Source organism: Chitinophaga oryziterrae (assembly GCF_009758125.1).
Taxonomy (GTDB): domain Bacteria; phylum Bacteroidota; class Bacteroidia; order Chitinophagales; family Chitinophagaceae; genus Chitinophaga; species Chitinophaga oryziterrae.
Genome location: NZ_WRXO01000003.1, coordinates 439,023 through 465,126 on the forward strand (window position 1 = coordinate 439,023; position 26,104 = coordinate 465,126).

Below are 26,104 nucleotides of genomic sequence, written 5' to 3' on the forward strand. Positions count from 1 at the left end.
GACCAGCCACCTGGCTGGTCCTATCTTTCATCATTATCTAAATTATCCACATGAGAATCTCTAATTTATTTATGGGCTGTATGTTGCTTCTGGCCCTGGCATCCTGTAACAGGACAGAAAGTACATTGAATGTTAAATTCCCGCAGGGAAATCCAAAAGATGTGATCCCCAAATCGGACATTAATGCATTTGTTCGTGAGCAACTAAACAAGACAGGCCGGTTCGACTGGAAAATGGCCAGTGATAGTATGGCATGGAGTGCGCTGGTACAGGGCGACAGCATTCTTTCTGTAGGTTATCAGCCAGCAGGTGTGACAGACCTCAGCAAAACGATTGATAAGATCAATATCAATGATGCAGCCTGGGAAGCCGCAAGGAAACAGGTACTGAACATTATACTCGAAAATGAAAGACAGAATAATCCTGCTATCACAGAAAAGGATATCGTTACTTATTATCCTAAAAAACTGCCTGTTTTTGATGTGAAAGCGAGCCATTTTTCTACTGTAAAAGCATTAAGGGCATCCGGACTGGTACGTTATGCGGAGCCGGTTGGATATGGCCGTTATATGCAGACGCAGGATGTTATTTCCGCAAAAGCTACCGTGACTGCATCTTCGTCATTACTTACTTTTGGATGTGATAGTAACCTTGCTAATACAGCGCTGGTAGCAGGTGTTGATTACACGAATATCACACCGGGAGCAAAGCAGGCATGGAATTACAGTTATCATAATATACCGCAGGCATGGACACAGTCTACCGGCAGCAATGTAAAGATCATGCTCATTGATACAGGTGTGAGCCCTGACCAGGATAATCTTGGTAGTTTATTTAATCAGGGCGCTTCTTCCGGCAGAACGATTGAAAAACTGGCTACGTTCCCGGGTGGTACGCCAGCTGATGTGTGCGGTCATGGTACAAAAATGGCGGGTGTACTTGCAGCACCGAGAGGTGTTAACGGCAGTAGTGCAGGGATCGCTTATAACAGTAGCCTGATTGTTGTACATGCAGCAGAAAACGTAGTGATCCTTTCTCCTGAATCAGTACAGGGAATCGGTGATGCATATGTACTTGGAGGTGATAATACCAGTGTTAAAATTATCAGCATGAGTATGGGGTCTCTTTTCTCATTCGGTCATGTTACTGACGGTATAAAATATGCATATAACAAAGGCAAGCTGATGTTTTGTGCCGCTGGTACAACTAATGCTGCTTTCGCCGGATTTCTGGGGGTAGTATATCCTGCTTATATGGCGGAAGTAAATGCCGTAACAGGAGTAAAGGATAATTTAACTTCGCCTTGCGTAGATTGTCATTCCGGCAGAGAGGTCGCCTTTACAATCGTAATGGAGAAATCGACGACTGGTATTAATCCGCTCACTACAGCTGCAACTGGTAATGCACCTTCTACCGTAGGGGGATCTTCAGTAGCTACCGCAAGCTGTGCTGCTATAGCAGCACTGGTATGGAGCAAATATCCTTCCTACCCAAGAGACAGCATTGTAGCAAGATTACAAAGAGCCGGCAGCAATAGTCAGAATAAAAATGGTCAGCTGGGATGGGGTGTTGTTGATGCACAAAAGGCTGTAGGTAATTAATTGCAGTTAATATCACTGGTTCGATGAGGCAATTTAAGCTCCGTTGGAAGCCCCGTGTTTGTCGCAAACGTAATAAACAAAACACAGACTCCGTTGGAGTCCCTTTATTCGCGATTTAGGAGACTCCGAAGAGGATATAGGTATGTGCTACAAACACGGGGCTCCTAACGGAGCCTATTGTGTTTGCTGGAAACACGGAGTTCGGACGGGAGTCTATTGCGTTTGCTACGGGCCTTTTTTGTCTATAATAGTTTTTGTGTAAAAGTTATTATTTATTCACATTTTATATTGGAAATGCTGAAAATCCATTTAGGATAGTATTTTTGAACATTCACGTTAATTCGAAGCTCCGTTTTCTGTCACATCTATGTATTGCATCTCGGTTGTTAACCCGGGATGTCTGTAGCCCATTTGTTAATTACGATCTATCATATGAAAGCGTCTGTTTTATTATTATGGTTATTAGTAACCGGATTATCCTGTTTTGCTTATAAATACGGGGAACATAAGGCTATAGGTGATGAGGCTTATACCCGGTTTTGCATGGAGCATACTGTTATTAATAAGATTTTTTCGATGGAATGGTTGTCGAATGCAACCCTTACTACCACTTACGGAGATCTGAATGCACTGAGTGGCGACCACGTGAGTAATCCTCTGGTGCTTGAAGAAGAATTATTGAACCCGACATCCATTGCAAGAAGGGTGATGGCCGTAAATGGGCAATATATAGCCCTTGGATTTACGGCAGCACCCGATACTAAACTTTCTGCGATTGATTTCAATTATGTTACGGATGCCATGCTAAACCTTTCTCATTTCTACCTGTATGGGAAAACGTTCGAAGACCATTTGAAAGCCTTTAATGCTGCGCTGCTGAAGAGATACATGATACCGGGAAATGTGACAGGGATTTTCGAGAAGCTGAATAAAACAAATGCCATCAATATGTATGTTTCCCTGCATGCAATTGCATTGGACCTGGCCGGTGAGGCCGGCAAACTATCAGGGTCTGATGATCAAAAGGAAAAGAAGCTGTTGCAATATGCACTGTTGTTTAATGGGTTCGCAGACCACTTCCTGGAAGATGCATTTGCTGGCGGACATCTCGTCGTAAATCGTACGGTAGCTGCTTCTATCACAAACAATAAATCACTCCATGATTTTTATTGTTTGCATGGAACAACCGTTGTAAACCGTAAGTCTGAAGTATGGAAGGCTTATGGTGACGGGTCTTTTAACAACACACATACCGCCTGGAAAAATGCGGCTGTGCTCACTGATATAAATTACAGCCGCTTTACACCGGAGGCTGAACGAATCATCAGTGCTGTGCGTCAATCATTGGATGAATTGTATGATGAATATGAATCATCGAATAAAAATGTAACCGGTCAGTCTTTTTTATACCGTATACCAGCACAGCATAATGAGCAGGTGAGATTCTTTATGCAACGGTTTAATGCGTTAGAATCTATCCCTATTCCTTATAACTCGAACCTGAAAACGCTTTTCGCATTTGAACCAACGACGGAAATGAAAAAAGCGAGTCAGTTACTGCCTTACCGTAATTTTATCAAGAGCCGTATCGGTAACTCACTGGTGATCAGTCTTGACCAGCGGACTTTCGACCAGTACTATTTCCAGGGGATAGCGTTTCGCGTGAATGCAGGAAGGATTGGGGGTAGCTATCATGTTAACAGGAGAGGAGGCAAAAGAGGTACAATGGACCATTGGCATGGATACACGCTTAGTTTCATTCACGGGAGCTCTGGTGTTTATATAGACAATAAGACAATAAGCTCTTTCCGTAATACGCAGGTCCGGGCGGGCATCCGCAGCAATCTCGACCTCTGGGTCTCGGATAGTCGTTTTCTCGGTCTCTATAGTTATTCAGAAGCTGGATTTCAATTCGGGAGAGATAAAAGATTTGTTGTGGTACCCTCACTGGGATTACAATTGGGCTCATTGTTTAATATAAATTATTATAACATGCCGGTGTGGTTGCGATTACCTGCACAGTTTTTCCTTCCGCTTAAACTTCGGGTAGGTACTGTGATAAGTAATGGTTATGCGCCGGGGTGGTTCTCTGCTATAGACCTCGACTTTGTATTTTAAAAGTGCGCTATTTTTTATAGATACATTCTAAAAGAACAAAAAACGAACTAAATTGTTAGGAATTGAGCTAAACCTTAAATTCAAAACAATATGAAAAAGTTATTTGCAGAGTTTTTCGGAACTTTCTGGTTAGTATTTGGAGGATGTGGCAGTGCGGTATTTGCCGCCGGAGTTCCTAATATTGGGATCGGTCTTTTGGGGGTGGCATTAGCCTTCGGTCTCACAGTGCTTACGATGGCTTATGCTGTCGGTCATATTTCCGGTGGGCATTTTAATCCGGCAGTATCTTTCGGGCTAATGGTCGGTGGGCGCTTTCCTGCAAAAGATCTGATACCTTATATCATTGCCCAGGTATTAGGTGCAACAGCTGCTGCCGGTATACTTTATCTCATTTTGAACGGAGCCGGAGCTTTTAGCAGGGAAGGAGTAGGTGCATTCGCTACTAACTTTTATGACAGCCCCGGATATAATAACAGAAGTTATAGTTTAATGGCTGCCTTTCTTACAGAAATGACGCTGACAGCATTCTTCCTTATCGTTATTATGGGTGCTACAGACAAGTTTGCTAATGGAAAATTTGCGGGAATTGCAATCGGATTGGCTCTTACACTTATACATCTGATTAGCATTCCAATTACTAATACCTCCGTTAATCCTGCCCGATCTACCTCTCAGGCTTTATTCGTAGGAGGAATGGCCTTAAAGCAGTTATGGTTATTCTGGGTTGCACCCATCGCAGGTAGTATTATCGGTGGGTTCATATACAGAACCCTTTTGCAGAAACAAGATAATGAGGGTTGACCCAGGTATCTCAGTTTCATACTACATTTGATTTCCACCAGATATTCTGTTGTCAAAAATGAGTTGAATAAGTCATTCCAATTTTTTTATAAAAAAGCAGGGAGATATCATTGATGGTATCTCCCTGTGTTTAAGACGTTCTTTGTTCAACTTTTGCTTATTACCCGACTTCAGTTAAAGCCCTGTTATGATTGTCAAAGTATCTAACAAAAGGAATTATAAAGAAGTACAGGTATTACCGGATAGCGTTGCCCCGGCACCATTTGATGCCGTTACGGTAGATTTAACGCTGGAAGCACTCAGTACTGAAATACTGTAAGGAGGCGTAAAGGCTGTAACTCCGTTGCCAGATGTATTTCCTGTTACACTTGTGAATGTATTATTAGTAAGCTGAACTGCCGTGGAAGTTTTGGACATTAAATCAACCGGCGTCTTAACATTTTCGAAAACGTTCGATGCTATTAACAGATTCGCCTCAAAACCGGCCTGAACACAAGAATTACTTGTTGTACTATTAAAGTAATTGTTCACTATATGTACTTTGCCAAATCTTACCCTTGGCATCCTGGCTACGCAACCTTGTGCCCACCAGCAACGCGCAAATGTAATATTAAGGTGACCTCTGTCGGCTGTTGCACCATCACTTGATCCGATTAAATTTGAAAAACGATGGTCATCGGAACCGCCGGAACCACCCGCTTTGGGAGGTTTTAAATACGTAAACTTGCAATAGGAAACTGTGATATAATCAGAGGTGTTTTTGATATCGAAATTCCCGTCAACACCATCCCTGAACTCGCAATGATCAACCCATACATTATTGGAGGCATCTAATGTTGCGTTATCCCAACCATCGACATCATATGCACCCGGTCCTTCAAAAATAAGATTACGGAGAATGATATTATTGCATCGTTTTACGTAGATAATACCTGAGTTGTCCTTGGTTTGATCTGCAGAAACCAGTTTCGCTCCGGACGAACCAAAGATTGTTTTTCCTGTTTGGTCCTGGAAAGAAATTCTTCCTCCTGAAGGTATTGTGATGGTACCATTTACCTGTATTACCTTAACACTGGTATTTTGTATGGCGGCTTTTAAGGTGGCATAAGTTGTGACAACGGTGGGAGTGGCTGTACCGCCACCTGTTGTACCTCCGTTTTGAGATGCCCATCCTTGTGCAGAACAGGTCGCTGCTGCTGCCTGTAACTGTGCAGATGCCGTTGTCAGAGACAATGTATCGTTGTTTTCTCCCTGGCTCTTCTTGCAGCTTAAGGAAATAAACGTCATCGCCAGAATTATGGCTAAAGAACTGAAATAGGTTGTTTTCATTTTAATGTTTTTTCACGTTATGGAATTCTGTTAATTAAGGGGGCTTTAACTGGGTTCAGATGCTTCAATAGTGTTAAGCAATTTTTCTTGTTCAAAGTATAAAACATAAATCAGAAAACCCCTGAATCAGCTGAAAATATTAACGCAATCGATGCCGGTCACAGAAACCCGGCTCATACTTTTATTCTATCTCTGCTGGATAGATATTTCAGGTATATAATTGCCTGAATTTATTTCAAAAGCTAACGGTGCAGGTTCTCCGGCACTTTAGTCAGCATGAGGGATACCGTATCTTTATCACAGACCATCTTCCATTGCATGTGCCCTGCAGCCGGCATTGTAACAGCAGCATACAATGTGTCTGTTGCTGATGCCGGGGAGTGCAATACGAATCGGATGGTTTGTTGCTGTTCTGTGTATATATATTTGCCCGCCATAGCTCTTGCTGATTCTACCACGTATGGATTTGGACTGAACGTTGCCCGTCCGTAATCTTCGAGGTAGATATTTTTCCAGGATAGACTATCCTTCAGCCAGTCATTCACTTTCGCCGTATCGTTATTCCTGACCAATTGATCGACCCTCCACTTACCGGTCAGTTCGGAGGGAGCTTTCGTTGTAGTCACGTAGTAGATAAAGCCAAATGCGTAGACAGCCAGAGCGAGGCGAAGTAAATTCTTTATTCCGCCCAAACGAATAGCCGGCAAAGCCGGCCGGACCCGAATAAAAAATTCTTTCAGGGCACTCCATTGAAGTAGCAGTAAATAAGAAAGACCGAGGGTAAACAAGATGGCATTCAGGAGTGCGCCGGCAGGGATTGAATAAAAGATATCGATCAGCACAATGTTCACCATAACGGGAAGTAAAAGGAGTACCCCAAAAACAGCGGTCCTCCTGAATAATAGCAAGGTAGATCCGGCGATCTGAATTCAGGCAATTCCCCAAGTAAACGAGAGCATCAATTTTGTATTAACATTAAAATAGAACAGTGAAAAATTTAACCGCATCAATGTAATAAAAGGTTCGTAGAGAACAAATCTATCCGTCCCAGGCAGGATGCACAAACGATTAAAAAATTAGGGTTTGGTCAGAAGCCTTTTGCAACTATCGTCAGTTGTTCCGATTCCAGAGTTCCTAATGAATTGATCTTTGACCAGGGGCTGGGGGATTTATTTATTATCAGAACGGCGGGACAAGTATCATCTGCAGCGTCTTATGGAAGCATGGAGTATGCGGTGTTAAAATTGTATACCAGGTTAATCGTTGTTTTAGGCCATACCGACTGTGGTGCTGTGGCTGCGGCCGTACAGAGACCGGAAGACGTACCTGGCCATATTGTTACGTTAATTAATGAAATTAAACCAGCTGTAGCCAAATGTGCCAACATGCCCGGAGATCCTGTGAATAACGCTGTAAGACAGAATGTGATTGACCAGGTAAGTGCACTCAGGGATTTAGACCCCATTTTACAGAAAAAATATGTAAAAGGTGAAATCCTGATTGTAGGTGCTGTTTATAATATTCATACCGGGAAAGTAGAATTCCTGGATGAAACTATGCAAGATCTTCCTGAGAAAACCAAATAGCCTTAACGGATTGCTGATGGAGGTTCGAATCCCTCTTGGCCCGCCAAGTGAATGAACAGAACGTAACAAAGCGTTTATTCCTTCAAAAAATATCTTAAGAAGCGTTGACGACTTGATCCAAAAGCACAATAATCCGACATTTATTAACCTTAGAATGTTGTATTATGTTAGAAAGCAGCTTTGGATTAACCTTCTTTTTGAAGGTCCCCAAAAAACCAAAAAAAATGAGGTTTATCTACTTCAGAGTTACAGTAGACGGTATTCCAAAAGAAACATCCACAAAAAGAAAATGGGATATAGAAAGATGGAACCAGGAAACCGGAAGGGCAATTGGCACTAAAGAGGATGCCAGAAGTATTAACAATTTCTTAGAATCACTAAGCAATAAAATTGCAAACGCCAAAACCGACCTAATTTCAAATGATATAACAGTTACTACTGAAAGGGTATCCTCTAAAAATAAACCATAAATTTTTCAGCTATTCAGATTCAGCAGCTAATTAAATCGCTTTTAACAAAAATTCAGCTATTTCAGGATTTAACCTATCTAAAAAATCTTGCCTGTTAAATCCTGGCGGGTCTTGTGATGGTGGCAGTGCCGCACTTTTTAGTTCATTCGGATATACACTCATAAATGAGAAATGCCCGGCATTTTCAACTTCCCTGTATATGATCTGCTTGGTATTATTAATACCTTCCATCACAATATAAGCATGAGGCATCTTCGGCGTGAAAGTGTCAAGCACTGCTGTATACATCAAAATAGGAATATCAATATCACTTAAAGCACCTTTTTCGCGAAACCAAACTGTGGCAGGTGCCAGCAAAATGATACTTTTTACACGTGGATCTTTAGCTAAAATCAAAGGTCTGGCATCCGCAGCTTCCTGTGGCAACGGCGTTGGTTTACCTCCCGCCAAGGCAAGCGCAGAATAACCTCCCATGGAATGCCCTATGAGAGAAACGGTTTCAGAAATTAAGATAGATTTAAATTCAGAGGTTTCCCAAAACCAATCGATAGCTGTTTGTAAATCAGTAGGACGACTAATTAAGTTATCAACGGTGTCCACCAAACTATTATCAACTCGGTTGTTTCCTGGATGTTCAAGCATTCCAATGATAAATCCATTTCTGGCAAGATACTGACCTAAGGTCCGAAATAAAAGCGGCATCGATCCACTTCCATGTGAAAAAATGACCAATGGATAATTGCCATTTTTGGGTGTCGCATCAACGGCCAGGTCCAATTGAAAAGGACCTAATTTTTCTAACTTTTCTGGTATATCAGAGGGATAGAAAATATGTAGAGGTAATTTCGTTTCTTTTGATATGCTGTCAATATTAATTTTTGTATAGCCAGCGAAGAAATAGTCAATCATTTTCATATATTTCAGATGCAAATTAAAACAATTTCAGTTAAGCGCTGAATTTCATAAAAATACTGCCCTTGATTTCGATCGTAATATATCGTCAGATTTATTTTCAAATACACTGGCTACAGGCGTCCAGATGCAGTCAATCGGTATAAAGATCATGCACCTGATACTGGTACCTGATTTTATTCCTTGAAGGATCGCAAAAGGGGTAGTTATAGTTTCAATTTCATACGTTATTTTGAGTGCATTGTAATAAACACATTTTTCTGTTATAGGGAAATCTCCTCTCTGAATACGGAGTATTTTACGAATTTTGAGATCAGCGGTTTTAACACACGAATAATTCCTGTTCTTAATTTCATATTGAGCTGACTTTTGGGGTAAGGTTATAGATTGTTCATCGAAACGGACATGTGTGTTTTCATATATGTAGCCTGCCTTCTTTGAATAAATATAGTTTGAGTCTTTAGCTGATTTGCCATAAAAGCACATTGGAGATGTGGTGAGGAAAGTTTCTTCCGATGGCCTTCACAGATTCATTGCGAGGATCATATAGTTCACAGTATGGCATCTCTTTAGTAAATAGCATAGAAAAAAATACATACAAAATCCAGCACTTCAACATCACAGGCTGATATTTAGATAAGTAATTCTAATCGATAAGGGTAAGCCTGTAATCACCAAAATCTCTGAAAAAGTTTGATAGCGATCTAGGGCCTCGTTAAATCTTTTTTTCAAGCTGTTTTTATTGACTTTTGAAACAGATGGCTACGGGTACACTTGCAGACATCGGCCAGAAACTGTCCAACTACAGTAACGTCTATCTTTTTGAACCAGATATCTCAAACCTCACGGAAAGCTTGATCACAAATGGGTTTCGTGATACGGTTGCCAAAGGATATGTACTATATGATTTCAGGCTCGACAACCTCGAAAACGGCATCGAAGATAAGACATGTTCATTTGGATTATTGATCAATGGACTCTCCAGGTATAGTGCTGAATTCAAATCTGGTATAACTGATCGGCATGTCTATACCGGAGGAGGGGTGCGGTCATCCATATTTTAGAATTTCTCCGTATGCCGAAGTAATATTTTAAGCTAACAGGTTGGAAAACAAAGAACGTTAAAGACCTCCTTAGAGGCTTTAACGTTTGAATTCGTTGCTTTAACAATTTGTAGTTCCGTTTTTTAGGCTTTAATTATTGTCTCATTAGTTACCATTATTACAACATTGGCGATATCAAAAAAGTTAATATGGTCGGGATTTACTTTGTTCAAAAAGTTTTCGCTCGAAAAGAATTGTTGATAATCGTCAAATGAATCAAAATATATATCTGTCATACCATCATATATAGGTGCGGGAAACCCCGGTGCTTCTACCGGATGACTTACAACATACCTGCGTACGTATTGCTTCGTCTCCGGTATGGAAGCGAATAAAGGAGCATGTTTATTTTTGTGATAATCCACAAATTGTTCAAAGCTCATCTCAGGAACTCTTCTAATTAAAAATGAAAACTTAATCATATCTTTATTTATTTACATCAAAACTATTTCAAATTATGCCTTCGGGCAAGTACGCATAAATTAATCCCTATAAGGGTTGAGGCACTATACATATCGAATATGAAATATGAGAAGAAAATTCCGCTTCGGAAAGACTGCGGGCTTCATTTATTCAAAGAATTATTGAACGGAAAATGGAAGCTCATGTTGATTTACTATATATCAACAGGACTTAAAAGACCGGGGGAATTACAACGAAAAATTTGCACCGCGGATAGGCGTGTTCTGGCTAATCAACTGAATGAATTGGTATTGCACGGTTTTGTCAGTAAAGTCATTTTCGATACCAAAGTTCCTAAAGTAGAATATGAACTTACAGATTTAGGGAAAAGTTTACTTCCTATCATTTTAAATTTGGAGGCATGGGGTGAAAACAACAGGGCCGTGCTGGAAAAAGCTCTTCCGGTGTGAGTTAAAACCTTTAACGAAAAGGTTGCCACGATCACAATACTGTTGAAGAACTCCAACCAGGTAGCATAATTTTGAAATAATTCCTTTACCTCATTTAAACTAGTCAATCCACAATTACCTAAATCCAGTGTTGGACCCTCTGTTTCTAAATTGAGCCTTATAAGTTCTTTTGCGTGTTTAAGCGCATGCGGATAGGAGTTTATTATTATTTGCCTCAAGATATTTCCTGTCTGAAAAAAGTTTTCGTATTCACGATAATGAAAATCATAAATTGGTATAAAATATTCTACAAATGGGATAATCTTTTTTAAATAACTAAAATTAAATTTCCTATTCAATTCATAAGGTCTAAGTAAAGGTGTTGCGATAATAATTAATGCCTTATTGGATAAAGATTTCAATTGCTCAATATCTTTTTGTGGAATAGAAAGATCTAGTTTGTGTTCGTACTCATTTGTGATATAAAAAATGATATTTTTTGCTTCCGTCGATTCAAAAGGAATGAATGTAAATTCAGAATTTCTATATTCCTTTATCTCAACTTCTATTTGAATATTTTCTGTTCGGATGATCCAGTCATAACCATTGAATTTGTCCATAGAAGACTTTCTCTCAAAATGGATAAGTTCTTCCAAGGTTCTTCTGAAAAATGATTTTCCTACTCCTGGATTTCCTTGTATATATAAATTACATTTCAAAGCCTCCATAGATTATTATAATTGTTTTACTGATCGCTTCTGTTTTTTACGGACTACACAAACACCCCGGCAAACGCAATCCCAATTTTGTATTATTTGCAATACTGTACTTTGTAAAAATACAAATTAAATGCATCGCTATTTTCAAAGTTTGACACGATTTTCAGGTGGTATGCAATGAGTTTGATACTATAATGGCAGACGAAGAATCGCGACAATTCGCTTTGGAAATGCTACCTGTTTGCTAGCTTGTATTTGAAGAATATAAGCTAACGGATGACTTCTATTATAGCACTGCGTATGACCTGCTCTATACAGAAGCATTTAATTAATTAACCTTGTCTATACGCGTAAATGTTTTGCCTTGCTCAATTTCCTAGGTATAGATGTAATCGTAGTCAGCAGTAAGCTTTTTACTAAATATCAGCGGATATCAAGCTGAAAGTGAGTTTGCCTTTAATTGGAAAACAAGGGTAAATATGTAAGAATTTCGTCCTCTTTTATTGAATAAGAGTAAAAATTGCCCTCGTTTAGAATTTAGGAGGTAATGCAACAGACGGAAACGATACAATTGTCAATAGCATTTCTAATGATTTTATTTACTAATAAATATATAAATACTATATAAATCTTCTTTAAACAGGTTCGAAACTTGCCCCTTACAGCCCGCATTTTATCGCAAAGCCTTCAAGTCATAGAGCTTGAAGGCTTTTTTAGTTTGAACATTTTTTCATTATGTTACGAGGATTTATATAACTACCTTATTTCCAAATGTTAAGGAGGTTCGAATTCCCGGTGAACCTAATACAGAGAAAGCTTACTTCTGGGCAAGCGTCGCAGAAAATCGTTTACCATTAGAGTTTATGTCTTAGACAAAATAGCTTCCATCTTATCAGCCAAAGTTTGCGCTCCCAGTTAATATCAAACTTTTCATTCTTATTTAATAGCCATGCAGGTATTGCTACTTTGCTATGAATCATTGGTGGACTGTCTGTAACTTTTTGTCTGTAATCCTTGTCAAGTGATGATTTCTGATAGTAACGAATGTCAATTACTGTCAAATCTTTACTTGACTTATAAATATAGAGGTTAATGTCATATAAATTTTTGTAAAGGGTTTGGAGGATCGGTATGACTTGCTGAAATAGTAATGGCGTTTTCTTATCATTTTCCTTTTTCAACAACATTCTTTGGTCATTAAAACTTCTATTACTGTCTTTGATTTCTGTCAGAATGAACTTACAATTATTCGATATTTTGTTCCAAGACATCCCTCTCGCCATATTTAACAATTCGGGAATTGCTTCTTGTATTTCTTGTTGGAGACTATCCGAGGTCATATGCAATTACATCTAATAGTTTTCAAACTTCGTCCCCTTTAGGAAAAAGTCATATGAATATAGCAATTCATTAATTTCCTTTTTCCTTATACGATATTGCTTGGTGTCTATTTGATTCTCTTCTCTGGCTGTGATAAGCCGTTGCAATTCCTGTCTTTTGAGATGTCGCTTTTTAGCATTTTGATAATCTTCTATATCTTTTTCACGTTGTCGAACAACATCTTCCCGGATTCTATTTGGGTTTTCTTGATTGGTTGTTCTTTCGAGAGAATAGCCATTACGATCTATAAATGAAATGTTCTGCTCAAATTGAAAAAAAGGTTCCTGCCTTATGTATTGCTCATAGCCTTTAGAATCAAATTGAATTTCACCATTTCTTGTAATGATTGTCCACCGATGTCCATTTTCGACGTCGGTTCTCTCAATGTCTTCAATTTCAAAGTCTTCCTGAAAACTGCTGCAAAAGTCAAAAGTCAGGTTTCGGATTGATTTGAATATCAATGTAGCTGGTGCTATCCAAAAAGTAAATGGAAGTCCTTCAAGCTCGGGTTTATTCCATGAAAGAATATAGTCTATATCCAAATCCAAGTTTTCTGTCAATCGAAATTGATAAATTTTGCAGTCGTGCCAACCCATTTGTCCAAAGTCTGCATCCGTCCAAATATACTTTTTTAGTTTGTAGGCTATCATAAATTGCAGAGCGTATTAAATTATTCTTGCTTTCACCAATTTGTGCCCCGACAGCTCGGAAACGGGGCTTCATTTAGTTTGTTCCCGATTGGAAATATCCATCCAGCTCAATATCAAACAGATTTCAACTTCATTTGTATAAGATAGTTAATTTGAAATTACAATTTCAGCATTTTCAGACAAAACCCGGCAATAAACTGCATTATGTGGCTCAAATCATTCGCAAAAAGGATCGAAAACTGTCCCTTGCCCCGCATGATGCCGAAATGGGAAGAATTGAGCCGAATAATTTTTAACTTTTTGATCTACTATGAGGTTAGAAATAACGATTTGTACTATCAATGCTAAGCACAACCCGCTGACTAACAGTGGGTTTTGTCATTTCAGAATTATTGCAGCAATTGTAACTACTTATTATTCAACTGTTGTTGGTTCGAATCCCTTTTTTATTTTACAATATTGCGGCAAACAAGCTTCAGAATTACTTCAATAATCGGCGATAAAGCCATGCATCTATAATCTAATTCTATGAGAAGTCAAATTTTACGAGTATGCAACATTTTTACTCGGTCGGCTGAGAAATACCATTCAAAAAACACATAGATTCTTATGCAGGGAAAGCGGTTGCCTATAGCCGCAAGATTTGATCCCAGCCTTTTAGCTAATTTTAATGCCAGTTACGGAAAATAAATTTATAATTCAATTTCCTTGAAATGCTCTACAACTGGGAATGGATCATAATAATGATGCAATAGTTCCTTCCAATGCAGATAGACATCGGATTGTCTAAAACCTACTGTGTGGTCTTCTAATTTATCCCATTCGACTAACAGAATATATTTGTCGACGTTTTCTAAACATTTTTGCAAACTGTGATGACGATAACCAGGTATTGATCTGATATATTGTCCTGCTTTCTTAAAATCTGTTTCAAATTCCGAGTATAGTCCCGGCTTTATATACAAAATCGCTACTTCCAATATCATAATATTAAATTATATTGCTATCCGCAGTTTGGTAATTAAGGAAGATACAAGATACTAAATGATGCTGAAAAGCTTCAAGTTCAATGACTTGAAGCTTTTTTAATTTAAATTAATCCTGTACCTTATTGATTATCAACCTACATTACGTTCGAATCCACTTGGTTGAAACTAAGAATATGCTTTGTTAAATTGAGTATACTAATAGCTACTAAAACGTAGGCTCATTTTCGTTTATTTCATTTTTATTAGATAGCCTCGCAACTGGTATTGTTCACTTTCATTGGGAATGCATTGGTTTTAATATTCGTAATATAGTTTCTGCATTATTTTTAAAGATCTGCGTAAATTAGTTACTCCTCTTTCCATGTTATTAATGAAAAGAAATGTAGGTGAACTACATCAAACTTCTGAGTAGTTCTTCCAGTTTTAATTCACCGACTACAGTTTGTGCGCCATTTTCCATAGCTTTTTTCATAATCTCCGCTGTTCCGGGAGAAAATGCCAACGTTGCCCAACCATCATTTTCCGATTTAAAACCTTCTGCATTTCTTACCGGTGGTAAAACTTTTTTTGTCGTTTTTATTACACCTTCCGGTAAGTCGGCAATGTGGTGTGCCAGCTGGTCTACGAATATATCTATTTCAGTATCCGGTAAAGCGCGATTGATCCAGCCATATTGCTCTGCAGTAGCAGCGTCGAATAAATCAGCTCCTAATATAATTTCCAACGCACGACCACGTGTCATTTTTGACGATAGGTATTGTGTAGCTCCGCCTCCCGGTATAATACCCATCAGCGCTTCACACTGTGCCAGCTTCCCTTTTTCTAAAGAGGCGAAGCACATATCAGCTGCTGCAATAAATTCAGCTCCACCGCCACGGGCAATGCCCTTCAATTTTACGATTGTCAGTTGAGGTTGTTCTCTGAGCATTTCGCCAACGGCCTGAAATATGTTTAACCCATCCGGTGCGGCCTTTATTAATTCGTCTAATATATTCTGTTCTTCAAGAATATTTATATCCACATGGGAGATAAAAAAATCAGGATTCGCACTATCAAACACAATCACTTTAATATCGTTGTTATTGGATAACTCATCAAGTAGATGCCGTAATGCTTTTATCAAAGAGGCGCTGAGTACGTTAACAGGTGCATTATCTAAGGTGATATTAGCCACCCCGTTTTCGATGTTGAGATGCAATAAATTGTTATGTTTAGTTGCTGTCATTTTACTAAAAAGTTTTAAGAATTAATCTCTAATTTTACTACTATACTTAGCAAAAGTAATAGCTGTATTGACTAATCTTAAAAATGCTATAGTAAACCATAGCACATGACAAAGGAAGAAAATAAGGGGAGACAGTACATTTGTACGATAAAGAATGAGCAGGAAATAAAGTATGGGCAAGATGCCTTATATGTTTTGAGTGGCAAATGGCGTATGCCTGTCGTCTTAGCGTTATATAATGGTCTTCATCGATATCGGGAGATTGCCCAAAGTATCCCTGGAATTACCTTTGCCATGCTGTCAAAAGAGCTGCAATTAATGCAACTTAATAACCTGATAATAAGAATTGAAGATCCCGATTTCCCAAAAAACATAGAGTATAGGCTTACAGATTATTGTGAGTCTTTGTATCCAATTATGGAAAGTTTGATAAACTGGGGGAAACAACATCGAAAAGTGATCAGTTCTAAAACACATCAGGTTTAACAAGTTTTCCTCATTGGAATGTTTGCATGGCATTCACTTTTTGAATACCCCATAATTTGTATAAAAGATGTCGATTTTAATTAAATCTTCAATTAATAAGTTCGATAACTGTCCATCTGGCCCCGCATAACACAAAAAGCACTGATTTTCAGTGCTTTTTGTGTTGTAGTTACATATAGATTCGAGCACCATTAAATAATGTGTACATAAATCATATCTTCTGATTGCTTCTAACGTATTCTTTCAATGCTGTTTCGTAGTTATTTAATCCTGCTTGCAAAGCATTTTTGTGCTTTACTGTTAACTAATCTTTTAAGCATCGTACGGAAAAGCCGTGATACTTTCCACCATGGTTTCTACCTAAAGCTTCGCTGTCGAATCGCAAATACCAAGCCCAGGCATCCACATCGTCGTACGCTGTACTACTCCAAAATAATAAAGTGCCATTATTTAAAGGAATAAATCCGCTTTTACCACGAAAACTGCTGTATAAAGCTGTAAATCCACTTAAATTTGTTGCACCAACGTTTGGGCTTGACCAAAATTCCGTACCTGTTGCTTTCATTTTTCCGCCTGCTACAATTTCGCCACCAAGAAATTCTGCCAATATCGACCATTCTTTATCCGTTGGTATGTGCCAGCCTTTTGGACAAAGTTTACCAGTATTTAAGGCATGCCAATTATACAAAGCACCTGTAGTTTCCTTATTAGTCTCCTTATCATCGTACCAGCAATATCCTGGTGAATTTAGCTCATACCAAGCGTCAGCAGTATCTGATATAAATGGGATTTCAGTACCATCATTGTATTTTGTGGTTTTTAAGTTTTCTACCATCCATACTTGTGTTCCAATTGATATTGTATGATAAACATTACCGTCAATATCAGTAATTATTTCTGTGTCCTTGTCCATTATTTTGATTGTTGAATGCAAATGTATTTATAAAACCGGTGTACTTTTGATACCAATATCCTAAAGGATACCAAACGGTTTAATTATGAAAGGAATGACAGAAGAACAGGCAATGAAGTATTTGCAGGATACATTGTTTGTCGTGGGCGGTAAATGGAAACTCCCAATATTGAGAGCAATACATAGTGGAAATTATCGCTTTCGCGATATACAACGAAGTGTGCCTTTAATTACAACGAGGGTTCTATCAAAAGAATTGAAACACCTTGAAGAGAACAAGTTAGTAATCAGAACGGTTTATCACTCGCCACTTGCAGTTGAGTATAAAGTGTCTGACTACACGCTTTCTCTATTGCCTGTCATTAAAGAAATGATTTTATGGGGTAAAAATCACAGAGAGAAAATTAGAGAGAAATAATATCAATTAAAACCCACTCTAAACGCCAACGGACTCATGCCACTTTTACTTTTAAACAATTTGCTGAAAGATTGTGGATGTTCAAAACCTGATTCATAAGCAATTTCGCTGATTGATAAATTTGTCGCAGACAGTTTTTCTTTCGCTTTTTCAATCAACTTGTTGTGTAGGTATTGTTGTGTGCTTTGTCCTGTCAATGAGCCTACACTATTATTTAAATCCGTACTTATCTAAAAGAGCAAGTTGTCCCCTTCTCTCCGCAAGCTGGAAAGGACAAATTATCGAAAGATGGTTTGTCTTTTTTTCATTTTCGGGTGTATGGGTCTACAGGTTGGTAATTAGCTTGAAAATGAAATTTATTTAGAGATCAAGTTGCATTCCTGGAAACTTAACAAGCCTTAAGAGGTAGTGGTAAAATGGGTTAAAAATCTATCCTGATGATACATATTTTTCTTTTGGCAGCAAATTTTTAATGACGCAGATATCACAACAAGGAGCTGAATACTGTAAGCGGAGATCGGCGCAAAGAAATAATTAGCTACATTTACGCAACTTTTATCATTTACCTATGAAGTTGTATTGCTATGTTCTAGGCGTTTTATGCCTTAGTTTACTGGTTTGTTGTAAGAAAGAGAAAGTTAAGGATACACCATTACCTCCCATCATTAATCCAAATCTTACATTGATTTCTGCAGATGTGGAAAATAATGATGCCGTTCATATCGAAGGTAAACTCATTCTGCCAGCCTGGTTAGAGAGCCCTATTTGCGGCATCGTATATAGTGCAGATTCCATCCCTACAGTGTACAGTTCAGGGAAAATTGTCCTTGAGAATGTCCATGACTCTGTTAATGTAAGTTATACTATTAAGGATTTGTCGCGTTGGAAAAATTATACATTCCGATTGTTTATAATGACGGCAAAAGAAACCTGGTACAGCCAGTCGAAACAGGTAATTCCTCCCAGCTTTCAAATAGCGCCGCTCAAAGATTCGGTTATTTCCAGGAATACAATATTAAAGATCTATTTGACAGAACCTATACCAACTGATCAGACAAACGGTTTTGAAGTGTATGTAGGTAATAAAAAAGTAGACAGCATAAATGTTGTTGTTGATGCGTCCGGAAGTATTACGTTTCTTGTGCCGATCGACTATAGTCCGGGCACAGCTATCACGATCAAAAAAGGCTCATATAGCCAAAGTATTGTTCCTGATATTCCTGTATTGTCCGGTTATTGGAGGCGGATTTCATCGCATGACGGTTTTCTCGCTGACAATGCCGCTTATTTTACATTGGGCAATAAAGGATATATTATAGGGGGACATAAATACCTGTCGGAAATGCAACCAATTAATACTGTTTGGGAAATAGATCTGACCACTTACGAATGGAAAAAGAAGAATCCGTTTCCTACAACACTCCACAGTGGTATGGCCGTCACCGTTAATAATAAAGCATACTTGTTTGGAGGTGTAACAGACGGCTCTACACCTAACGACAAGGTATGGGAATATGATGCTGTATCGGATAGCTGGCAAAGTATCAGCAACATGACTGACGCTGTTGTTGGAACTCCAATTGGTCGCCTGAGGATGACCATGGCGGTTTACAATAATAAGATTTACATGGGTGGCGGTGTAAGGTTAATGGGATCACCAAATCCCTACGAGTATTGGTATACGCAATATTGGGTAACGTTTGATCCGGCTACGCTTACCTGGGGGAAACTCCCGCAGTTAACAAATAATAATTCGATACAAAGTATGACCGCCTATGCGTATGATAATAAGTTATATTTATTCGGTGGTGATAATACCAGCCATCAATCAGGTGAAAACTTTGCGCTCGATTTCATTAACAATACCTGGTCCAAACCTAATGTTACACGTTCATTACCACCTAGAACAGGAGTATCTGTTATCCGTAAAAATAATACCACGTTTTTCTTCGGGGGGTATCAATATAAATCCAGTACCGGTCCGTCCGGAGGTAGATTTGGTGTTATCCCGGAGTTCTGGAAAATGGATGCAAACCAGCAGTTTACGCAATTGGCAAGTGCCAGTACGTACGAGTTTGTATCCGGATTGAACAGGAATACTCCAATTTTTGCGACAGCCAACGGATTTATCGTATATAATGCGCTCACGTGGAATGGAGACAATACATTGACTAGAGCTGTAATAGAGTATGTACCGGAGTAATTGAGGACAGATTAATGAAATAATGAAAAAAGAGTACAAAGTGCCAGTCATGGTCGGAGGAAATAATTTAGAACTGGCTTGAACCAGAAAACAAAGGATGATTTGTATAAAACACGTCAATTTTAATCAAATCTTCAATTAATAAGTTCGATAACAGTCCAACAGGACCCGCAGGCTTTAAGCCTTCAAGTCGAAAGATTTGAAGGCTTTTTCCCTCATTTCCAAATCATAAAATATTCCTTTAGAAAAGATCATTTGTATCGTTGCTTTTGTGTTACCATTCAGAAAGCGCACACCATAGAGAATTTTCGGGATATGGTCATAGCGGAATTAAGATAGTTTCGTACGGGTAAAATGGACCTTTCAAGACATTAAATTTGGACTTTTCAGGACAGTATATCGGAAGTTTATGGACGATCTTGCAGCATAAACTTTTTGAAAATGGAACACAAAAACGCTTTCATTATTACCGGACCAACTTCGGGTATCGGGTATGCCACAGCATTAGAATTGGCAAAATATGGTACTGTAATTATGGTTGGCAGAAACCAGGATAAACTGAATCAGGTAAAAAAAGATATTGAAGGGATTGGACAAAAGGCAATACCAATAATATGTGACATTTCAGATATTAAAAGTGTCAGGCAAGCTGCACAGCAAATCATCGAACTCCAACTCCCGATTGGAGGACTACTCAACAATGCTGGTATTATGCAGACCAAAGTAAAAAAGAATGCGCAGGGATGGGATATGACATTCGCCACAAACCACCTGGGTGCATTCGCGTTGACCGAAGCACTCGTATCTCATCTTCCGGACGGAGCGAATGTAGCTTTTATTGCTTCTGCCTTAGAAGATCCTGAACGTAAACCAGCTAAAATTATGGGAATGAAAGGTGCCCGTTACCTCTCTGCAGAAGCAAGTGCCCGTGGGGAGTGGCAAGCCGGCGGTTCTAAAATGGCAGGAATAGACGCATATGCCACGTCAAAACTGTGTGTGCTGGCTTCAACTATGGCTTTAGCGCGGGAAAACCCGCGGTTACATGTTAATGCTATAGAACCTGGAATAACCCGGGGTACGGGTTTGGGTGCTGAAAATGTAAATGCTTTCGTACATTTCCTGTTTGGGTATCTTATGTCCATAATTCCTCCTTTCTCAAAATACAGCAGTACACCTGAAAAGTCAGCAAAAGTAATTGCAAAGGTGCTGACTGATAAATCAGGTAAAACGGGTATCTATTTTGATGAAAAAGGTGAGCCGATGCTCGGCTCTGCCTTATCCCGTGATCCTGCATTCCAGGAGCGTGTTATTGCAGAGACAAGGGCATTATTACAGAAAGTATAATAATATATTTGCAATGAGAAAAGAAACATCAGGCTTTCGTTATGTGGTAGATGAAATTTCAACTGAACATTTCATTCCTGAACATTATTTTGTACACGTTGCTAAAGGCTTAGTAATACTTTATGACGGCAATAAATATGTAGAGCTACAACCCGGACAATGTTGCATCGCCCGTAAGAACCGGCTGGGCCGCTATTATAAGATGAAAGAGAATGATGAACTGAATAAAACGATCTTCGCGCTTGATGTTACTTTTCTCAGGAAATTTCAGGAGCGGCACAAAACAACAATAACGAATTTCAAATCCCCTGAGACATTCATTCGTATCACCCCTAACGATCTATTGCAGCATTACATCAGATCGCTGGAACCCTATTACAATTCAGGGCAAATAAGCGAGCCTTTTGCTGACGTAAAACGGGAAGAACTATTGATAATGCTGCTTCAGTCACAACCAGAACTGGCAGGCCTTTTTTTCGACTACGGCATTCCTGCAAAAATCAACATAGAAGAGTTTATGGTACAGAATTATAAATTCAATGTAAGTGTTGACCAACTGGCATTTCTAACCGGGCGAAGTTTATCTGCGTTCAAAAGAGATTTTAAGCAAACATTCAACGAAACACCCAGCCGATGGCTCGTGCGAAAACGCTTAGAGGAAGCCCGTTTTTTAATTGAAAAGAAAAACCAAAAGCCCTCTGAAATATTTCTTGATATGGGTTTCGAGACCTTATCACATTTTTCATTTGCTTTCAGAAAATTATTCGGGCTGAGCCCGACCGAACTAGTCAGTCAAAAAAAGAATGGCAGTTATATTTAATGCTATACTAATTATTTCTTTCTAGCCAGGATTCTTTTTGATAATCCCGTTTGTCATGACGTTCACTTTTTGAAATCACCATAACTTGTATAAAAAAGTGTCAATTTTGATCAAATCTTCACCCAATGTTTCCCTTTCATACATATAGGTTCAAAGTCACGCGCTGATCGACCCTACCGGTAAATATTTCAGCGAAGAATATTTCCCGGACACAGTTTGTCCCTGGTAATCAGTTAAAAGCCTGACGAAATTCCAGCGGCGATAAATTCGTCTTCTTTTTGAAAAGCGTGCTAAAGGATTGCGCGTGCTCAAAGCCCAGGGCATAGGCGATCTCGCTGACCGAAAGACTGGTCGTGGTAAGTTTTTCTTTGGCTTTCGCGATCAGTTTTTCATGAATATGCTGCTGTGTGTTCTGCCCGGTATGAACCCGAAGCAGGTCACTCAGGTAGTTCGGCGACAGGTTCATCTGCGCAGCAATATATTGTACCGTGAGCAAACCCTGTACGTCGCTGTTAAAGTAGTCATCGATCAACTGCTCGAACCTGGTCAGCAGCGCTGAATTATTATTCTTGCGGGTCAAAAACTGCCGCTCATAAAAACGGTTGGAGTATTTTAGCAGGCTCTCGATCTGCGTCAGAATGATCTCCTGGGTATGCTTATCGATATGCTGGCACTCCTTATCAATTTTATGGAGGATCGTGATCAGGTCATCTTCTTCCTCGACCGACAGGTGCAGCGCTTCGTTAACCGCGTAATCGAAAAAACTGTAGTGATGAATGCTGTTTGCCAGAGTATGCTGTAAGAGGAAGTCCGGGTGAAAGATCAGGAGATAACCGGACCCGCATTCCATATTTTGCAGGTCCAGTTGTTGCACCTGGTTAGGCGCGGTAAAACTCAATACTCCTTTATCGTAATCATAATGCTGCTGTCCGTACCTGATCTTGCCTTTGGCTTCGCGTTTGAGCGCCACGCAATAAAAGCGGTTAACGAAACCTTTCCAGATCTCGTCTTCCAAAAAAACACTTTCCGCCAGATTGATCACGCTCACCAGCGGGTGGCGAGGTTCCGTTAAAGACAGCAAACGGTGAAATTCCGATATGGAGTTAATAGCGTTCATAAACAAAATTAATCAATTAAGCCCATACTGAACTCATCATAAGGTGCGCCGGTATCCGTGCCTAAAGGCACGATGCTTTCCAGTTGTGATAGATCCGCCTGAGTTAATACAATAGTTGTTGCTGCAATGTTTTGCTCCAGGTACTTCCGGCGTTTCGTTCCCGGGATCGGCAGGATGCCTTTGCTCATGATCCAGGCCAAAGCCAGTTGCGAAGAAGTGACGTGCCTGGCTTCAGCCATTACTTCGATAGCTTTCACCAATTCAATATTCTTGTTGAACTGTACGCCCTGGAAACGCGGGATTGCCCTGCGGAAATCATTCTCAGGCAGGTCATCGATGCTTTTGATCTGTCCGGATAAGAATCCACGGCCCAGCGGTGAGTAAGCTACAAAACCAATACCCAGTTCCTTTAAGGTTGCCAAAACCCCACGTTCTTCCACCGTCCGCTCGAACAAAGAGTACTCGCTTTGTACGGCAGTGATCGGGTGCACGGCATGCGCCCGCTTAACCGTTTCGGACGAAACTTCCGACAATCCGATATACCCCACTTTACCTTCTTGAACCAGTTCAGCCATCGCCTCAACCGTTTCCTCGATCGGCGTATTTTTATCCAGGCGGTGCAGGTAATACAGATCGATGTAATCCGTATTCAGATTTTTGAGCGAACGCTCCAAAGATTTCTTTACATAATCTTTCTTACCATTGATGGCCCAGGTTACCTTATTGTTATCATCGATCTCCCAGCCAAACTTGCTCGCCAAAATATACTGATCACGTTTACCACTGATCGCTTTAGCGATCAACTGCTCATTCTTCAGTGGTCCGTACAGATCGGCGGTATCTAAAAAATTACCACCTAACTCAAGCGAACGTTGGATCGTCGCGATGGCTTCCTGCTCATCTGCAGGACCATACATATGCGCTTCTTCAAAACCTGTCATGCCCATACAGCCCAGGCCGATTACCGGTACAACCAAACCCTGGCTGCCCAATGCTATTTGTTTTATTTCCATGGTCCAAAGGTCGGTAAGCCAAATCGCGCGCATGTATGCAAACCCCTGAAGCTTGTAAGCAAATCAAGGAATGATTTTTTAAACGTCTATAAACGTTTTGACTTACGGGAGGATCTGACTTACTATGAAATAGAGTTATCTCAATATCCTGAGGGTAAAATTGGGTTAGAGATAATATTGATAAACGTGAGCGGTATGCCTTTCTAAAGCAAATTGAGCTGGATGAAAAAAGAACGACCACCTTCTCTCCGCAAGCTTTAAGTCTTCAAGTCGAAAGATTTGGAGGCTTTGTAGTTATATTACCGTCAAATTTTATGATTTTACCGGAGGAAATACTTTGGGCTTCTTCATCCTTGTGTTGCTGCTGAAATACTGGATCTGAATCCATTTACGTTGAAACCAAAAATGAATTAATCGTGTTAAGTGAATCTCTCAGGTGGGGCCTTCATTTTCTTACTGACGTTTTGCTTATCTTCGTTACAATACGTAAATAATTCATACATATGAAAGTAGTTGCCTTATTGCTGGTAATGGCTTTTGCCGTTGTAGCCCGTTCACAGAATACCATTAATAATTACAAGTATGTTTTAGTACCTGAACGATTTGATATTTTTAAACAGGATGATCAGTATGGGATAAACACGCTTACAAAAGATTTGCTGGAAAATGTAGGGTTTAAGTGTTTCATGACTAATGATGTATTGCCGGCGGATGTTGCCAACAATAAGTGTAATGCATTAAGAGCAGAGCTTGTAGCGAAAAAGAAATTCTTAGCCACTGATTTAAGCCTGGTGCTAAAAGATTGTCAGGGCCAGATTATCTATAAAAGCGAGGAAGGGATAAGCAGGGAGAAGGAGTGGAATACAGCGTATACAGAGGCGTTAAAAAATGCATTTGTGTCTCTAAGGGGTGCACACTACAAATACGATAGTACCGGGGCTATTCAGGCTACACAATCGACTGAGAGCACTACACCTGTGCCGGTTGCTGCCATCCCCGCTACGATTACTGAGAATAAGGACGTTTTATATGCACAGCCTAATGCCATTGGCTACCAATTGATTGATACCTCTCCTAAAAAGGTAATGACATTACTGAAAACTTCAATGCCGAACTATTTTATTGCAGAAAATGGTGTAGAAAAAGGTGTTGTTTTTAGTAAAAACAATGAATGGTATTTTGAGTATTATAAAGATGATAAACTTGTTTCACTGAAACTTAGTATTAAATTTTGACAGGCCTTAATGATTCCAGGTCCGTTGTCTCTTTACTAGCCATGCATCTATATATTCCGAATGTCAGCAGTAATTATTTTTACTAATGAATTCCTGAATTTCAGATAAATCATCTTCATATCGGTTCGAACTTCGTCTCCGGTAGCCCGCTAAAAAAAACGCGGGGTTTAGCAAGAAAATAGAAGCCCTTAGATGTAAAAATCCAAGGGCTTTCCGTTTTGATACCGGGATGGGAGGTGGTGTGGATGACCAGGGAAAATTTTCTTCAGAGCGCCAGTTTTTTATTAAATAAAACATATATATCATAATGAATAAATTCCAATCACCGATACTTTCTAGTATGCTCACCCGCTTTTTCTTGTGTGGCCACCCACTTTTTTGTTTTCGCATAATGGAAACCTGCTAATTTCCATTAAAAAGAACTATGGCAAAATTTAACAACTCCATTCTTGCAGCAACAAAGGGCATGAGGGGAGCAATCGGTAAGCAGATAGTATTCAGAAACCGTGGAGATAACACCTTCGCGAGTAAGTATCCTGATATGAGCAATGTGATACCGAGTGAACTGCAACTGGAATCAAATGACATATTTGGAGATGCAGTCAGATTTGCACTGGAGATCATACATGATCCGGCTAAAAAAGCGGCTTATAAGCATCCAAAGGGTAGATCAGTTTACCATACAGCTATCAAAGATTATATGAATCTTCATAGAAAAAAGGAATGAGATAGGTTGTAGACAGGCTTATCCTCCGTTTATCCTCCGTTCAAAGACGGAGGATAAACGGAGGATAAGCCTGTCTACAACCTGTTCGTAAGCT

Annotated in this window: 25 protein-coding genes and 1 pseudogene; 14 read left to right on the forward strand and 12 right to left on the reverse strand. The window is 39.5% G+C overall.

The annotated features are described in order from the left end of the window. Positions 1 to 50 precede the first annotated feature (50 nt). From GO495_RS13600 to aqpZ, 3 genes are all read left to right on the forward strand, one after another. Complete coding sequence (locus GO495_RS13600) at positions 51 to 1,601, forward strand: S8 family serine peptidase (protein ID WP_157300254.1); 1,551 nt, start codon at positions 51 to 53, stop codon at positions 1,599 to 1,601. A gap of 432 nt (positions 1,602 to 2,033) precedes the next feature. Continuing rightward, positions 2,034 to 3,719, forward strand: coding sequence for a hypothetical protein (locus GO495_RS13605; RefSeq protein ID WP_157300255.1), 1,686 nt, complete (start codon positions 2,034 to 2,036; stop codon positions 3,717 to 3,719). Between the two features lie 90 nt (positions 3,720 to 3,809). Beyond that, positions 3,810 to 4,520, forward strand: a complete 711-nt coding sequence (aqpZ, locus tag GO495_RS13610) for an aquaporin Z (protein ID WP_157300256.1) — start codon at positions 3,810 to 3,812, stop codon at positions 4,518 to 4,520. 216 nt (positions 4,521 to 4,736) lie between these two features. On the opposite strand, the gene GO495_RS13615 is transcribed toward aqpZ, so the two are convergent. Continuing rightward, positions 4,737 to 5,849, reverse strand: coding sequence for a pectate lyase family protein (locus GO495_RS13615; protein WP_157300257.1), 1,113 nt, complete (start codon positions 5,847 to 5,849; stop codon positions 4,737 to 4,739). A 242-nt stretch (positions 5,850 to 6,091) separates the two neighbouring features. Then, entirely contained in the window at positions 6,092 to 6,703 is a 612-nt protein-coding gene (locus GO495_RS13620) for a hypothetical protein (RefSeq protein ID WP_157300258.1), read from the reverse strand. Positions 6,704 to 6,955: 252 nt separating this feature from the next. On the opposite strand from GO495_RS13620, the gene GO495_RS13625 reads away from it, so the two are divergent. Together GO495_RS13625 and GO495_RS13630 are read left to right on the forward strand one after the other, a co-directional pair. After that, entirely contained in the window at positions 6,956 to 7,435 is a 480-nt protein-coding gene (locus GO495_RS13625; RefSeq protein WP_338075427.1) for a carbonic anhydrase, read from the forward strand. A 164-nt stretch (positions 7,436 to 7,599) separates the two neighbouring features. Then, on the forward strand, positions 7,600 to 7,905 hold the full coding sequence (locus GO495_RS13630) for an Arm DNA-binding domain-containing protein (RefSeq protein ID WP_157300259.1): 306 nt from the start codon (positions 7,600 to 7,602) through the stop codon (positions 7,903 to 7,905). A 30-nt stretch (positions 7,906 to 7,935) separates the two neighbouring features. Here the strand turns inward: GO495_RS13630 and GO495_RS13635 are convergent, their stop codons facing one another. After that, complete coding sequence (locus GO495_RS13635; RefSeq protein WP_205691257.1) at positions 7,936 to 8,820, reverse strand: alpha/beta hydrolase family protein; 885 nt, start codon at positions 8,818 to 8,820, stop codon at positions 7,936 to 7,938. Positions 8,821 to 9,566: 746 nt separating this feature from the next. On the opposite strand from GO495_RS13635, the gene GO495_RS13640 reads away from it, so the two are divergent. Beyond that, positions 9,567 to 9,881, forward strand: coding sequence for a hypothetical protein (locus tag GO495_RS13640; protein WP_157300260.1), 315 nt, complete (start codon positions 9,567 to 9,569; stop codon positions 9,879 to 9,881). Positions 9,882 to 10,003: 122 nt separating this feature from the next. On the opposite strand, the gene GO495_RS13645 is transcribed toward GO495_RS13640, so the two are convergent. Beyond that, complete coding sequence (locus GO495_RS13645; protein WP_157300261.1) at positions 10,004 to 10,342, reverse strand: EthD domain-containing protein; 339 nt, start codon at positions 10,340 to 10,342, stop codon at positions 10,004 to 10,006. A 183-nt stretch (positions 10,343 to 10,525) separates the two neighbouring features. Between GO495_RS13645 and GO495_RS13650 the strand changes: the two genes are divergently transcribed. Next, on the forward strand, positions 10,526 to 10,792 hold the full coding sequence (locus GO495_RS13650; protein ID WP_240915235.1) for a winged helix-turn-helix transcriptional regulator: 267 nt from the start codon (positions 10,526 to 10,528) through the stop codon (positions 10,790 to 10,792). Positions 10,793 to 12,344: 1,552 nt separating this feature from the next. Here GO495_RS13650 and GO495_RS13660 read toward each other — a convergent pair. The 4 genes from GO495_RS13660 to GO495_RS13675 all read right to left on the reverse strand — a co-directional run bounded on the left by GO495_RS13660 (position 12,345) and on the right by GO495_RS13675 (position 15,734). Next, positions 12,345 to 12,761 (reverse strand): hypothetical protein, encoded by a 417-nt coding sequence (locus tag GO495_RS13660; RefSeq protein ID WP_170302678.1) that lies wholly within the window; start codon positions 12,759 to 12,761, stop codon positions 12,345 to 12,347. 81 nt (positions 12,762 to 12,842) lie between these two features. Continuing rightward, positions 12,843 to 13,520, reverse strand: coding sequence for a hypothetical protein (locus tag GO495_RS13665; RefSeq protein ID WP_157300264.1), 678 nt, complete (start codon positions 13,518 to 13,520; stop codon positions 12,843 to 12,845). A 692-nt stretch (positions 13,521 to 14,212) separates the two neighbouring features. Beyond that, positions 14,213 to 14,506 (reverse strand): antibiotic biosynthesis monooxygenase, encoded by a 294-nt coding sequence (locus GO495_RS32680; RefSeq protein WP_157300265.1) that lies wholly within the window; start codon positions 14,504 to 14,506, stop codon positions 14,213 to 14,215. A gap of 394 nt (positions 14,507 to 14,900) precedes the next feature. Then, on the reverse strand, positions 14,901 to 15,734 hold the full coding sequence (locus GO495_RS13675) for an enoyl-CoA hydratase/isomerase family protein (protein WP_157300266.1): 834 nt from the start codon (positions 15,732 to 15,734) through the stop codon (positions 14,901 to 14,903). Between the two features lie 105 nt (positions 15,735 to 15,839). On the opposite strand from GO495_RS13675, the gene GO495_RS13680 reads away from it, so the two are divergent. After that, positions 15,840 to 16,220 (forward strand): winged helix-turn-helix transcriptional regulator, encoded by a 381-nt coding sequence (locus tag GO495_RS13680; RefSeq protein WP_157300267.1) that lies wholly within the window; start codon positions 15,840 to 15,842, stop codon positions 16,218 to 16,220. A 304-nt stretch (positions 16,221 to 16,524) separates the two neighbouring features. Here GO495_RS13680 and GO495_RS13685 read toward each other — a convergent pair whose 3' ends face one another. Next, complete coding sequence (locus GO495_RS13685; RefSeq protein ID WP_157300268.1) at positions 16,525 to 17,133, reverse strand: fibrobacter succinogenes major paralogous domain-containing protein; 609 nt, start codon at positions 17,131 to 17,133, stop codon at positions 16,525 to 16,527. Positions 17,134 to 17,218: 85 nt separating this feature from the next. On the opposite strand from GO495_RS13685, the gene GO495_RS13690 reads away from it, so the two are divergent. Beyond that, on the forward strand, positions 17,219 to 17,551 hold the full coding sequence (locus tag GO495_RS13690; RefSeq protein ID WP_205691258.1) for a winged helix-turn-helix transcriptional regulator: 333 nt from the start codon (positions 17,219 to 17,221) through the stop codon (positions 17,549 to 17,551). Between the two features lie 2 nt (positions 17,552 to 17,553). Here the strand turns inward: GO495_RS13690 and GO495_RS13695 are convergent. Further along, positions 17,554 to 17,781, reverse strand: a pseudogene (locus GO495_RS13695) (helix-turn-helix domain-containing protein); the annotation flags it as partial. Between the two features lie 338 nt (positions 17,782 to 18,119). On the opposite strand from GO495_RS13695, the gene GO495_RS13700 reads away from it, so the two are divergent. The 3 genes from GO495_RS13700 (at position 18,120) to GO495_RS13710 (ending at position 21,918) form a co-directional block, all read left to right on the forward strand. Continuing rightward, positions 18,120 to 19,754, forward strand: coding sequence for a Kelch repeat-containing protein (locus tag GO495_RS13700; RefSeq protein ID WP_157300269.1), 1,635 nt, complete (start codon positions 18,120 to 18,122; stop codon positions 19,752 to 19,754). A 441-nt stretch (positions 19,755 to 20,195) separates the two neighbouring features. Beyond that, entirely contained in the window at positions 20,196 to 21,098 is a 903-nt protein-coding gene (locus tag GO495_RS13705; protein WP_157300270.1) for an SDR family NAD(P)-dependent oxidoreductase, read from the forward strand. Between the two features lie 13 nt (positions 21,099 to 21,111). Continuing rightward, complete coding sequence (locus GO495_RS13710; RefSeq protein ID WP_157300271.1) at positions 21,112 to 21,918, forward strand: helix-turn-helix domain-containing protein; 807 nt, start codon at positions 21,112 to 21,114, stop codon at positions 21,916 to 21,918. Between the two features lie 229 nt (positions 21,919 to 22,147). On the opposite strand, the gene GO495_RS13715 is transcribed toward GO495_RS13710, so the two are convergent. Together GO495_RS13715 and GO495_RS13720 are read right to left on the reverse strand one after the other, a co-directional pair. Beyond that, entirely contained in the window at positions 22,148 to 22,933 is a 786-nt protein-coding gene (locus GO495_RS13715) for a helix-turn-helix domain-containing protein (RefSeq protein ID WP_338075413.1), read from the reverse strand. A 110-nt stretch (positions 22,934 to 23,043) separates the two neighbouring features. Further along, positions 23,044 to 24,048, reverse strand: a complete 1,005-nt coding sequence (locus GO495_RS13720; RefSeq protein ID WP_157300273.1) for an aldo/keto reductase — start codon at positions 24,046 to 24,048, stop codon at positions 23,044 to 23,046. Positions 24,049 to 24,551: 503 nt separating this feature from the next. On the opposite strand from GO495_RS13720, the gene GO495_RS13725 reads away from it, so the two are divergent. Together GO495_RS13725 and GO495_RS13730 are read left to right on the forward strand one after the other, a co-directional pair. Next, positions 24,552 to 25,283: a hypothetical protein gene (locus GO495_RS13725; protein ID WP_157300274.1), complete on the forward strand. Its 732-nt coding sequence runs from the start codon at positions 24,552 to 24,554 to the stop codon at positions 25,281 to 25,283. Between the two features lie 424 nt (positions 25,284 to 25,707). Beyond that, positions 25,708 to 26,010, forward strand: coding sequence for a hypothetical protein (locus tag GO495_RS13730; protein WP_157300275.1), 303 nt, complete (start codon positions 25,708 to 25,710; stop codon positions 26,008 to 26,010). Positions 26,011 to 26,104 lie beyond the last annotated feature (94 nt).